The sequence below is a fragment of the Anaerolineaceae bacterium oral taxon 439 genome, assembly GCA_001717545.1.
Taxonomy (GTDB): Bacteria; Chloroflexota; Anaerolineae; order Anaerolineales; family Anaerolineaceae; genus Flexilinea.
Genome location: CP017039.1, coordinates 2,659,033 through 2,672,240, shown reverse-complemented (window position 1 = coordinate 2,672,240; position 13,208 = coordinate 2,659,033). Strand labels below are relative to the sequence as shown.

At 46.1% G+C, this 13,208-nt stretch carries 12 protein-coding genes; 11 read left to right on the top strand and 1 reads right to left on the bottom strand.

Annotation, left to right across the window (positions count from 1 at the left end; all coding sequences use genetic code 11):
* Positions 1-95: 95 nt before the first annotated feature.
* From BEQ56_11740 to BEQ56_11690, 11 genes are all read left to right on the top strand, one after another.
* Positions 96-692 (top strand): non-canonical purine NTP pyrophosphatase, RdgB/HAM1 family, encoded by a 597-nt coding sequence (locus BEQ56_11740; GenBank protein AOH44083.1) that lies wholly within the window; start codon positions 96-98, stop codon positions 690-692.
* 84 nt (positions 693-776) lie between these two features.
* Complete coding sequence (locus BEQ56_11735) at positions 777-2,024, top strand: serine dehydratase (GenBank protein AOH44082.1); 1,248 nt, start codon at positions 777-779, stop codon at positions 2,022-2,024.
* Between the two features lie 5 nt (positions 2,025-2,029).
* Entirely contained in the window at positions 2,030-2,809 is a 780-nt protein-coding gene (locus tag BEQ56_11730; protein ID AOH44081.1) for a hypothetical protein, read from the top strand.
* Between the two features lie 394 nt (positions 2,810-3,203).
* Entirely contained in the window at positions 3,204-4,895 is a 1,692-nt protein-coding gene (locus tag BEQ56_11725; GenBank protein AOH44080.1) for a hypothetical protein, read from the top strand.
* Positions 4,877-5,668 carry a hypothetical protein gene (locus BEQ56_11720; protein AOH44079.1) on the top strand — a complete coding sequence of 264 codons (792 nt, stop codon included), beginning with the start codon at positions 4,877-4,879 and terminating at the stop codon, positions 5,666-5,668. Before BEQ56_11725 ends, BEQ56_11720 begins: the two co-directional genes overlap by 19 nt.
* A 172-nt stretch (positions 5,669-5,840) precedes the next feature.
* Positions 5,841-6,932, top strand: a complete 1,092-nt coding sequence (locus BEQ56_11715) for a hypothetical protein (GenBank protein AOH44536.1) — start codon at positions 5,841-5,843, stop codon at positions 6,930-6,932.
* A gap of 64 nt (positions 6,933-6,996) precedes the next feature.
* A complete protein-coding gene (locus BEQ56_11710) occupies positions 6,997-8,067 on the top strand; it encodes a peptide ABC transporter substrate-binding protein (protein ID AOH44535.1) in 1,071 nt (356 codons plus the stop codon).
* Between the two features lie 6 nt (positions 8,068-8,073).
* Positions 8,074-9,732 (top strand): iron ABC transporter permease, encoded by a 1,659-nt coding sequence (locus tag BEQ56_11705; protein AOH44078.1) that lies wholly within the window; start codon positions 8,074-8,076, stop codon positions 9,730-9,732.
* Between the two features lie 23 nt (positions 9,733-9,755).
* Positions 9,756-10,751: a glucosamine-fructose-6-phosphate aminotransferase gene (locus BEQ56_11700; GenBank protein AOH44534.1), complete on the top strand. Its 996-nt coding sequence runs from the start codon at positions 9,756-9,758 to the stop codon at positions 10,749-10,751.
* 21 nt (positions 10,752-10,772) lie between these two features.
* Positions 10,773-11,567, top strand: coding sequence for a hypothetical protein (locus BEQ56_11695; GenBank protein ID AOH44077.1), 795 nt, complete (start codon positions 10,773-10,775; stop codon positions 11,565-11,567).
* A 16-nt stretch (positions 11,568-11,583) separates the two neighbouring features.
* Complete coding sequence (locus BEQ56_11690) at positions 11,584-12,372, top strand: hypothetical protein (protein AOH44076.1); 789 nt, start codon at positions 11,584-11,586, stop codon at positions 12,370-12,372.
* 609 nt (positions 12,373-12,981) lie between these two features.
* Here BEQ56_11690 and BEQ56_11685 read toward each other — a convergent pair.
* Complete coding sequence (locus BEQ56_11685) at positions 12,982-13,203, bottom strand: hypothetical protein (GenBank protein ID AOH44075.1); 222 nt, start codon at positions 13,201-13,203, stop codon at positions 12,982-12,984.
* Positions 13,204-13,208 lie beyond the last annotated feature (5 nt).

The following is a 13,208-nucleotide window of genomic DNA, read 5'->3' as shown; positions in this document are numbered from 1 at the left end:
TTCGCCGCCAGGGTGCGAAGGCTTGATATAATTGACAGCGATACATGACGATCGTAATTGGCATTCATTAACACGGGCGTCGGAACGGGGGACGGTTGAAGTTCATTATCGGGACAAACAATGCGCATAAGGTTGAAGAAATCCGGGCGATCCTGCCGGAGATCGAGTGGGTAACGCCGGAGGACCTCGGGATCGAGGCGGAAATCGACGAAACCGGCGAGACATTCGCCGAAAACGCGCTCCTGAAGGCGAAGGCTTTCGCGGCGCTGGCCGGGATTCCGGCGGTCGCGGACGATTCCGGACTGGAAACCGACGCGCTCGACGGGCGTCCCGGCGTCTATTCGCATCGGTTCTGCCCCTGGGCAGGGGCGGACGATCGTGACCGGCGGCGCTACCTGATCGAGCGGCTCAGCGCATTCCCGCGCCCATGGAAGGGGCGGTTTGTCAGCTGCGCAGCGTTTTACGATCCCGTCGCGGATCGGACGGAAACGGTTCTCGGAACGGTCGAGGGCGAGATTTCAGACGCGGACCGCGGCGAGAATGGGTTTGGATACGACGCGATTTTTTACGTCCCGTCGCTGGGAAAAACGATGGCGGAGATGAGCGAGGCGGAGAAGAACGCGATCAGCCACCGCGGCGCTTCGTTTCGCGCGCTGCGCGCCCGGATGATCGAGATGGGGATTCTTCGATAAGCGCCATGAACGAAGCGCCACGGCGCTCATTCCAGAAGAGCCGGGCGTCATACGGATCAGGAAAAGGATAAGCAGGGAAACAGCATGGACACAATTCGGCATTTATTCCGAATCGGGCATGGACCGAGCAGCAGTCATACGATGGCCCCGCGGCGGGCGGCGGAGCGGTTTTACGCTGAAAACCCGACCGCGTCGCATTTCATGGTCGAGCTGTACGGAAGCCTGGCGCTGACCGGGAAGGGGCATTTTACCGACAAAGCGATCCTGGAGGTTTTACCGCAGGGACGGGCGGAGATCGTCTGGGTCCCGGAAAAAACGCTTCCGTTTCATCCAAACGGGATGCGTTTTACCGCGACGTTCGACCAGAGCGACGAGATCCATAGCTGGACCGTATATTCGGTCGGCGGCGGGGCGCTCTCGGAAGGGCCGAACGACGACGAGCGGCTCCCGATCTATCCGCATAAAACCTTAGCGGAGATCATGGAATATTGCTTCCGGACGGGGAAGCAGTTCTGGGAATATGTCGAGGAGTACGAGGGGGCGGGAATCTGGGATTATCTGAAGGAGGTCCGCCGGGTCATGTACGCGGCGATCGAACGCGGGCTGAATACCGAAGGGGTTATTCCCGGCGGTCTCGGCGTTTCGCGGAAAGCGTCGACCTATTTGAAACGCGGGCGTTTGATGAATCCGACGATGGCGTCGGTCGGGCGCATGATCTCGTATACGCTCGCGGTTTCGGAGGAAAACGCGACCGGAGGCGAGGTCGTGACCGCTCCGACCTGCGGCTCCTGCGGCGTGGTTCCCGGGTTGCTTCGCTATCTGGAAGAGAATTTACATCATTCGGAAGATACGATCCTGAAGGCGCTGGCGACGGCGGGGCTGATCGGGAATATCGTCAAGCATAACGGTTCGATCTCCGGCGCGATGGTCGGCTGCCAGGGGGAGGTCGGCGTGGCGGCGTCGATGGCCGCCGCCGCGTGCGCGCAGCTGTATTCCTGTTCCATCCGGCAGATCGAATACGCGGCGGAAATGGCCCTGGAACATCATCTGGGCCTGACCTGCGATCCGATTTTGGGCCTGGTTCAGGTACCCTGTATCGAGCGCAACGCGTTTGCGGTCGGTACGGCGATTTTCTGCGGCGAGTACGTTTTCTTCAGCGACGGGACGCATTTCGTGAGCTTTGACGAGGTGGTCGAGACGATGATGCGGACGGGAATGGATATGCCTTCGCTGTACCGGGAGACGAGCGAAGGGGGATTAGCGAAATTCGCGAAATCGGGCCATGGCCAGATCGTCGGGAATATTATCCCGGTTATTCGCAGGAAACGTTAAGCCTCATGCGCGCGGGAACCGTTCGGCGGCTGGCCGAGCTGAATCGGGAGTTTTACGAGACGTTCGGGGGCGCGTTCGCCGCAACCCGGCGGCGGATTCAGCCGGGCGTCCGCGCGTTTCTGGCGACGGTTCGGGACGGGAGCGAATGGCTTGATCTGGGCTGCGGCTCCGGCGCGCTGGCGGCGGAGTGGGCGAGGCTCGGAATCCGCGGGGGATACAGCGGCCGCGATTTCAGTTCTGCGCTCTTATCCGAGGCGCGCGCTTTGACGGCGGGGCTTTCGACCAATTCGTTCCGGATCGATTACGGCGAACTCGATCTTCTCGATCCGGGTTGGGCTGACGCGTTCGGCGAACGGCGCTTTGACGGCGTCGCCTGTTTCGCGGCGCTGCATCATATTCCGGGAAGAGCGGCGCAGGCGGCGGTCTTCGCCAACGCGGCGCGTCTTCTTCGGCCCGGCGGCGAGGCGATTTTTTCGGTCTGGCAGTTTCAGAATTCGCCGAAGCTGGCGGCGCGGGCGCTTCCCTGGTCGACGATTGGGCTGAGCGAGGGCGACGTCGAACCGGGCGATACGCTGCTGGACTGGCGGTACGCGCTTCCGGGCTCAAACGACGCGGTCGGACTGCGCTATGTGCACCTGTTTAGTGAGGCTTCGCTGGCGGCGCTGGCGGGGGAAGCGGGGTTGACGCTGGAATCGACGTTCTATTCCGACGGGAAAAGCGGCGATCTGGCGCTGTACCAGTGTTATCGGAAAATTGAGGCGAATCTGTCTGATAATAAAAGTTGAGGAACCAGCGTAATCATATATTATATTCCGGAGCGCACCGGAAGAGTCCTCGAATTTTCGAAAGCAAAGTTAAGTTTGCTTGTCAGCATTTAGAATACGACGGCTGTGCGGTCTGTGACGTTGTATTGGCTTATGATCTCGTTAGACAGCGGAATAATAACCTGGACATCAGGTATCTGCATCAAACTGATATATCTGTGATCTGTAATGTTTGAAGAAAACTAAATATTTTGAATATCGAGGTGTTAATTTCTTGTATTGTAATATTGGATGAGACTTTCAAGACGCGGATAAAAATAAAAACGTTTATTTATGTCTAGTTACCCAAGCTATTCGAAAAGGGACTAACGTTAATTTGGGATTATGCTTCCTTAAAACCGAGTGAGGTGTTCTGATGGCCAGGATAACATATAAGAAAAAATTGAAAATTCAATTCAAACGATACTATGAATATATCTTGATAGCTGTGTTCTGTATTGCGGCAATCCTACTGCTAATTTATGGCGTGGGACTAAATATATATAGAAATAAGATGAATAATATTATGATTTCAGACGTGGTGGAGAAAGGTTTTCAAGAGTACACAGATTTCCTAAATGAGGCAGAGACCAAAAATGTACTCAATCAAAAATTGGCGCATGAAATAAGTAACAACTATATGGCCTATTATATAAACTCGTTTAAGCGGCGGGCAATTTTGGACAGCAGTTTTATTCTCATGGACACATCTGAAAATGTGATATACAGCAGCTTTTCAGATGAAGAGATGACCATGCGCAGGAGGATATTTGTAAAACTTGCCGGGGAAAATGTCGGTGACACCAACATCTACTATTCTACTTATTCCCAGTTCAACAAGAGCAGCGAGTATGTGATGACCATGCCTTTATATGACGACGGAGAACGCAGCGGTTCAATCTCTTGTTTTATAAGCGGGACTGATTTAGAGAAAATTATGTGGGAAAACAAATTTGACGGGGTCATAACTGATACGGCAGGTCACACAATTGCTGCTGCCGACTGGAACATGTTAGACGCCATGCACAAATTTTCATTCGATGGGGGCAGATTCGTCTATAAAGGGAATTTATACAGAATAGCTGTCAGTCGATCGCAAAATTACGACGTTGTCGTTTACACTTTGATTCAACCATTGAATAGTTCTCAATATACCGCTGTCGTTATTTTAACTCTTGTCATAATATTAGTTGCTTTGGGTTTCTCCGGAAACTATCTGACAGAATGGTTGGCTGAGCTCAACTCTCAGTCGCTGGATAAATTGTGTTCGGAGATCACGGAAATCCAGAAGTCTGGAATGGAAAAGAGAATAGAGCTTGTTACAGGAGACGAATTCGAAGACATAGCTGACAGAATCAATATTATGCTTGACCATCTTCAGGCCCTGAATGAAAAAAATATAGAACTCGATAGGCTTAATAATCAGATGGAGAGACTACGACTGGAGGCGCAGTTTGACCCGCACTTTCTTTATAATACGCTAGAGTGTATACGGTACGGTGTGCGCTTGGGTGACCATAATATAGATGGGATAATTTTAAAGCTTACGAGCCTGCTTCGTTATAGTATAGGAGCCGAAGACAAGATAGTTACAGTTGGCGAGGATCTGGCGCATCTCAAGGATTATATGGATATTATACAATATAGATTCGAAGGCAGATTTATTTATAATATTGATATATCAAATGATTGTATTCGCCGACCCTGTCCCAGGCTCTGCCTTCAGCCGATAGTAGAAAATAGCATCAAGTATGCGCTTCCGCACCAAAAAAAATTGGAAGTAGGGATAAAAATATGGAGCGACAGTGATTATCTGTACCTGAGAGTCTCAGATAATGGGAAGGGAATGGATGAGGAAAACTTGAGGGGAATGAGGGATTTGATAAATAATGAGTCAGGTGGGATTAAAACCATCCATTACGGGCTCAGAAATATAGCCAGGAGACTTAAGCTTCAATTCGGCCCGGAGAGTTGTTTAGAGCTGAACAGTACTAAGGAGGAAGGAACAGAGGTTTTGCTCCGGATCGCTATAGAAAGGAAAAGTAAAGATTGGGATACAAGCTGTTGATAGTTGAGGATGAGAATGTAATAAGACGGGGGCTTGTATGTTCTGTAGACTGGCATGCTATGGATTGCATCGAAATATTGGAGGCGGCGGATGGTGAAGAAGCTGTATGCGCAATCAGAGAGAAACATCCTGATATTGTTGTCATGGATATAAATATACCAATAAAGAATGGCCTGCAAGTACTTGAGGATACGAGAGAGTTTGTATACAGTGCCATTATTCTTAGCGGATACGCGGACTTTGCTTATGCACAGCATGCTATGAAAGCTGGAGCAATCAGATATTTACTTAAACCTGTGGATTTTGACGAACTACGGGAAGCTGTTAAGATCGCAAAAGAGGCCCTGAGTCATGATCGAGCCTATAATGAGGTGCTCAAGGCTAGGGCAGAGCTGATCAATATTCCGGTTTTGGTTGATGATAGGGAAATGCGTAAGAAAAGTGTGGCGACGGAGTTGGTGCTGAGGTATATAAGGGAACACTTTAATACGAAGATAACTCTCTATATGATAGCCGAAGAGTTGCATTACAGTGAGACTTTCCTTATCAGACAGTTTAAGAGGGATATGAATATGGGTTTCAATGAATATCTCTCCAGATACAGAATAAGGGAAGCGATTGAAATACTGAGATGCGGAAATAAGGGGATGGAAGAGATAGCTACGGATTGCGGATTTACGAGCTCGCAGTATTTTTATAAGGTTTTCGTAAAGTATATTGGTTGTTCGCCCAGCGAGTACATCCGCTTGCTCAAGGAACAGAGAATAAAATAGACAGATTGCACTGGGACAAAAGTGCAGTTTTTTTTACAAATTGTCAGTATTTGGCGTAGCGAAATTCTATGAGAATAAGTATTATGTCAATAATCCATAGGCGGCACAGATATTTTCGTATAAATTACATAAAAAGGAGAAAGAAAATATGGGAAACGCAAAAAAATTTTTTATGTTGATCATTGCATTGATCATGGTATGCGGTTTTGTCAGTTGCAGAACCAGCAACGAGGCAGCGGATACATCTATTACGGAACCGTCGGCTGCCCCATCTACCCAGACCTCGGAATCTGTATCGTCGAACTCTTCGATAGAAACGAACGATAAGACCTTGATTATTTATTCGCCAGCAACGGATGCGCAGGTGAATGCAGTTGTGCCTTTATTTGAGGAAAAGTATGGAATTAAATGTGAGGTTATTACTGGCGGTACAGGTGAGCTCCTTGCCCGCGTAGCTGCTGAGGGCGATAATCCCTATGCTGATGTTATCTTCGGTGGAGGCGAATCCTCGTACGCTGAGTATAAGGATATATTCCAGGATTATGTCAGCTCTGAGGATAAGAATCTGATTCCAGAATATCGCAATACGCTTGGGTATTGTACTAACTTTAATCTCGATTCATCCATCTTTATAGTCAACACGGATCTTGTCGGAGATATCGAGATTAACGGTTATATGGATCTTCTCAATCCTGCGCTTAAAGGCAAGATTGCTTGCGCTGATCCCACTGCATCTTCATCTGCTATGATGCATATCGAGACAATACTGAGCGATTTTGGCGGACTCTCACTGGATAATGAGGAAGGTTGGGGAGTTATCTCGAAGTTGCTTGAAAATCTCGATGGGAAGTTGGCCTCAGGGTCTGGCGCTGCATGGAAGTCTGTAGCGGACGGAGAAATGGTTGTCGCGCTCACTTATGAGGAAGCTGGTATCACGCTTGAGAAGGATGGGGCCCCGATACGCATTGTTTATCCTGAGGAGGGTACGGTCTTCACTCCCAGTACCGCGGGAATCGTTGCCAACTGCAAGCACTTTGAAAATGCGAAGCTCTTTATAGATTTTATCCTGAGCTATGAGGTTCAAAATATGCTTTGCAATGATTTAGATAACAGACCAGTGCGCGACGATGTCGAATATCCAGCTTACTTCAAGCCTGCAACTGATGTAAAGACTGTGGAATTCGATCAAAGATTTGTTAACGAGCATAAAGAAGAAATCACAAATAAATACATGGATATCTACATGGATGTTTATCCGAGATAAAAGTGTGGTTACGAAAGGACTTCGGCATATGCCGAAGTCCTTTCGTTGATAAATGGATACGATAATGAGCAGAATTGTTATTGAGCACGCTGTTAAAAAATATGGAGATAATGTCGTCATATTTGACTTAAATCTTAATATAAAGGATGGGGAGTTTTTCACGCTGTTGGGGCCTTCTGGTTGTGGAAAGACTACTCTCCTGAGGATGATTGCAGGCTTCAATTCTATAGAGGATGGTAATTTTTATTTTAATAATGAGCGTATCAATGATAAGGAGCCAAGCAAGCGCAATATAGGAATGGTGTTCCAAAATTATGCAATTTTCCCACATCTTACTGTGCGCGAAAATGTAGCTTTTGGACTCAAAAACAGAAAGTTGAACAAAAAAACTATCAGAGAAGAAACAGACCGTTTTCTCAAAATGATGCAAATATATCAATTCGCGGATAGGCTTCCGAATCGCCTCTCTGGAGGGCAGCAGCAGAGAGTCGCGCTGGCGAGGGCCCTCGTCATAAGGCCGGATGTGCTTTTGATGGATGAGCCCTTGAGCAATTTGGATGCAAAGCTGCGTCTTGAAATGCGACGGGTTATCCGCAATATTCAGCGGGAGATAGGCATAACGACTGTCTATGTTACCCATGATCAGGAGGAAGCGATGTCGATAAGCGATACAATCGCTGTGATGAAGGACGGGGTCATTCATCACATAGGACAACCGAAGGAAATCTATCAAAGACCTGCGAATCTGTTTGTGGCAACTTTTATAGGACGGACTAATATATTGTCAGCAAGTATTAATGGTGGGGAGCTGAATTTTGGAAACGGTTATTCGGTCAGCGAGGCGAGCTGGAGAAACATAGCGTTTCAGAAAGTCGCTGTTTCTGTCAGACCCGAGGAGTTCATTATAACCTCTGGCGGTTCAGGGGGAATTCCAGGCGTCGTAGAACAATGCATATATCTTGGACAGAATACACACTATGCGATAAATATAGGCAAAGAAGAACCGGTAGAACTTATTAGAGAGTCGATGATTAATGATCCTATTGTTCCCGGACTTGAAGTCAGCCTGACAGTTAAGAGTGAAAAAATAAATATTTTTGACAGGGATGGTACAAAGAACCTGCTGCTGGAGTGATGTGATATGAAAAAGAACAACCGATTCCGTCTGGATATTTGGGGTATCACAACTTTACTGCTGTTGGCTTTCTATCTAATTTTTATGGTGTATCCTTTTGGGAATGTCATAAAAATGGCTTTTTATGATAACCAAAACGAAGGCTTTACTCTGAGTAATTTTGTAAAGTTTTTTTCGAAGCCATATTATTCCTCTACACTTGTTAACAGCTTTAAAGTCTCATTCTGGGCGACAGTTACATCTCTTCTCGTGGGTATACCTCTGGCTTATTTTTTTGCCATGTATCACCTTCGCGGCAAGCGGCTGCTCTATCTTTTAGTAATAATTTCCTCAATGTCCGCACCTTTTGTTAGCGCTTATTCTTGGATACTTCTTCTTGGAAGGAATGGAACGATCACAAAATTTGTAAGGATGTTGCTGCCGATTACTCTGCCGGACATCTACGGTTTTAACGGTATGCTGTTAGTGTTTACGACTCAGCTCTACTCTCTGGTGTTCCTCTATGTCCTTGGAGCGCTTATGAAGGTAGATAATTCTCTTCTTGAAGCTAGCGAAAACATGGGGTGCAGTGGTGTTAAGCGATTCTTTAAGGTAATAATGCCTCTTATTATGCCGACAAATCTGGCGGCTGCTCTTCTTGTGTTTATCAGAGCTCTCTCCGATTTTGGAACGCCTATGCTTATGGGCGAAGGTTATAGAACTTTTCCAGTAATCTTGTACAATGAATTTGTTGGAGAAGTTTCTCAGAATAAGGGTTTCTCTTCTGCAATAGCGGTTATTGCCATAATGATTACTGCAATAGTGTTCATTGTACAGAGCATAGCGACAAAGAAAACCAGCGTGTCTATGAGTGCCCTTCATCCAATAGAACCAAAAAATATCCACGGACTTAAAAGTCTTCTCATACATCTTTTTAGCTATAACGTTGTAGGGATTTCTATCCTTCCGCAAATCTATGTTATCTACTGTTCATTTAGAAAGACTAGTGGGACGATATATGTGGATTCACACAGTCTAGATAGTTACCGCGAGATGTTTGGCAGACTAGGAAGAAGTGTGCAGAACACAATAATCATACCCGGTGTTGCGATAGCTATAACGGTACTTATGGCAGTCTTGATGGCATATCTTTCTGTTCGCAGGAGTAATCCGCTCAGCAAGACTGTGGATACTTTAAGTATAGTGCCGTACATAATACCTGGCACAGTCGTTGGTATAGCGATGGTGACGAGCTTCAATCATAAGCCGCTGCTCCTGACAAATACGATGATCATTATGATAATTTCACTGATAATTAGAAGAATACCATATACGGTCCGATCTTCCGTTGCAATTTTACACCAAATATCAATAACGATTGAGGAGGCGGCTATCTCGCTTGGCAGTAATAAAGTGAATACATTTTTCAAGATCACTCTGCCAATGATGTCTTCAGGGGTGATTGCCGGGGCGATTCTGAGCTGGGTCACGATGATATCCGAGATGTCTACCGCGATGATACTCTATACAGGAAAAACACAGACTCTAACCGTAGCCATATATGGTCAAATTATACGCGGGAATTACGGAATAGCCTCGGCGATGGCAAGCTTACTCACTGTTCTTACTATTTTGTCTCTTGTGGTATTCAGCAGGCTGAATAAGAACAGTTCAATAACTATGTGATGTATGAAATGGAACGTAAGCTAATGATAAAATTTGATGAAGAGAAAAAGTTAATCAGTGTTCAAGGGGCCCTCACGCTTCGTCCTGAAATCGAAGAAATAGTTGACGAAATTACCTCGGCAGGTTTTGCAAATCTTTGTTGGCTTGGTATAGGCGGTACATATGCGTCCGGCCTTCAGGTAGAGGTTCATATGAAGGAGAAGTCTGATCTTGAGCTCTTTACGCTCAACGCGGCCGAATACCTGACTACAGGCAACCGTCGTGTCCGCAGCGATACGATCGTCGTTATCTCCTCGGTTACGGGTAGTACGGTCGAGATGGTGGACGCCGTCAAGAAAGCCAAATCAGAGGGGGCAAAAGTTATCGGCTTTATTGACAAGCCTGAGGCAGAGCTTGCAAAAATAGTGGATTGGGTGATTGCATATCCCGCCAACGAGCAGCTCAAATTCTTTATGGTTGCAGACCGGTTTATGCATAATCGGGGAGAGTTCCCGGAGTACACAACATATTATTCTCAGTTGGATTCCCATCTTGCGCAGAACCTTGTGGATGTTGAGAAAAAGGCTGATGAATTTGGACGAGCCTTTGCGCAAAGACACCATGAGGATAAAATTCACTATTTTGTAGGATCTGGCAATCAGTATGGTTCGACCTATTCCTATGCTATGTGTTATTGGGAGGAACAACATTGGCTCCGGACAAAGAGTATACATTCTGCGGAGTTTTTCCATGGGATGTTGGAAATCATCGACAGAGATACGCCGGTCACTGTTTTCTTGGGTGAGGACGCACAAAGAAGCCTGTCGGAGAGAGTAGCAAGATTTTTACCCAAAGTGTGCGCCAACTATACGTTTATTGACTCGAAAGATTATGAGCTTCCCGGTATTGACGAGAGGTTCAGAGGAAACCTGTCTCATCTTGTGACACATGCTGTAACGGAGAGAATTGATGCTCATATGGAAGCTATAAATTGCCATCCGATGGAGATAAGACGCTATTACAGACAATTTGATTATTGAGTAAGAGTAAGAGGGGTGGCTGTGGAAACTGATGTCAGATTTGCGGCTATTGGCGATAATTGTATGGATGTATATGATAAGACAGGAGAAGTATATCCCGGCGGAAATCCGGTGAATGTTGCTGTGCATATAGCTAGGTTGGGCGGCAGAGCCTCATATATTGGAGTTGTAGGCGATGACGCGTATGGAGGGATAATTAGTAGCGCTATAAGCAGGCAAGGCGTTGATATCTCCCATTTGCACAGGGCGCGAGGGCATACTGCTGTCTCCCATGTGAAGCTCGTGGATGGGAATAGAGTCTTCGGAATTTATGATGAAGGTGTAATGAAGGATTTTGTACTTACGCCTGCGGACATTGCGTTTATATGCGAGCATGACTGTGTTGTGGCGGCCTTTTGGAGCCGCGCTGAAAAATATCTAGGGGAGATAAAATCAAAGGGAATTCCAATCGCTTTCGATTTTGCCGATATGTGGGGTGAAATGTTGATTGAAGAGATTGCACAAAATGTCGATTATGCCTTTTTCTCCTATGACGATATTGATACAGTAGAGGATTTCCTTAGAGATATTAAAATGAGCGGGTTTAATAAGCTGATTATAGCTACTATGGGCGTAAACGGTAGTATAGCCTACGATGGAGAAAAATATTATTATCAATCTGCGGTCACGGTTCCGGTTGTTGATACGATGGGGGCTGGCGACAGCTTTATAGCTGGATTTCTTTTCAGCTATCTGAGGGAAAAGGATATAGAAAGAGCGATGAAGTCAGGAGCCGAGTGCAGCGGAGTTACCTTACAGCATTTCGGATCCTGGTGAAGAAAGGCGAGCTGAAATGTACGTAGATTATCATTCTCACACTCTCTACTCTTTTGATGGAGAATCTCGGACGGAGGAAATGCTCCAAGCGGCTATACAGCGCGGAGTTGAGGAAATCTGTTTTACAGACCATTTAGACTACGATATTCCCGAATATCATGTCCCAGATTTTATTGCCAGAGCAGAGGAGTTCAGTCAGTTAAGAAAGAAATTTACTGATATAAAAATAAAGGAGGGTGTTGAGGTTGGCCTGAGTGATAAAGTCTGTGCCGAGATGGCGAGTAGTACGTTGCGTGATGTAAAACTTGATTTTGTAATCGGCTCTGTTCATACGGTAAATGGGATTGATGTCTGGAGAGATGTTTTTTATGAAGGAAAGTCTAAGGAGAAAGCCTACCGGGAATATCTGGAAACCGTGGCAAGGGTTATTAAGACCTGTCCATGGATGAACGCTCTCGGACACTATGATTTCGTGGCAAAGTACGCACCGTACCAGGACAGATCGGTAAGTTGTAAGCATGCTCTCGATGCTTTCGACAGTATTTTTGAATATCTCATTACCAATGGTATGACAATGGAGGTGAATACGGCATCTTGGCAGGAGTCTGCTCCTTGGGGAGAGGATGTGCTGAGGAGATTTAAAGAACTTGGTGGCGAATACGTCACATTGGGATCTGATACACATGGGGCAGAAAGAATTGGCGCTAGAATGCATGAAGCTGAGGCTCTGGTAAAGAGAGCTGGTATAAAGTATATCGCTACCTTCAGTAACAAGAAGCCGGAGCTTCACAAAATCGCAGCCTGATAGGAATGAATAAATGCATATCGAATTAATAACCATTGTTAAAAAATAACAAATTTGCAGCAAAATAGAGTTTTGATGGGAAATTGCAGAAGGAACGAGGGTGAGAATATTTAATAGATGTATTCTTCTTAAATTATAATATAATAGTTTACTTTTGATATTTATCGTAATGCTGATAATGAAGATGAATTTCGTTACAGAGGCCTCTTTTATATCCAAGATTCATTTTTAGAACTTCATTTTTATGCCGATCCAGCTTTCAGTTATCATGAGTAATTAAAAAACCGATGACTTAGTATGCAAAAATAAAACTGAAGCCTAAACTTCTAATTTTCCCGATTTGATTTCTGCTGAAAATCGTTTATACTAAAAGCGTGAGGCAGGTTTTTTTGAGTTGAATCGGCGTTGGGAATCCGCCTCACCGAGTCATCGAGCCGACGCCAGGGAAAAGGTCATCATGCTGTCCGATATGGCGCAAAAATGCCCGGAAACTGAAGACGAATTGAATCTTGGGAGGACCTCCTACGATATTTCGATCTTCAACCAGTTTTATGAAAAAAGTAATCGAATCCTGCGGCAGGATTGGTGTGAAATCGTGCGCCGCTACCTCTACCAGTACACCTGAATCATCCATATCACAAACGGATCGTTTTTTGCCTTTTGCGTAAAGGCGCGTTTGCGAATTTTTTCGTAAACGGCGGGTTCGTTCATCGTCGTTTCGGCTGAGTTGATCGTTTCGATTTTACCCAGCCCGGACCGGTTTTTTCGTTTACCGTATATCGGGTTCCCGATCGGAAGGGCGGCCGGTCCTGCGAAAAAATTCATCGGCATGGTTC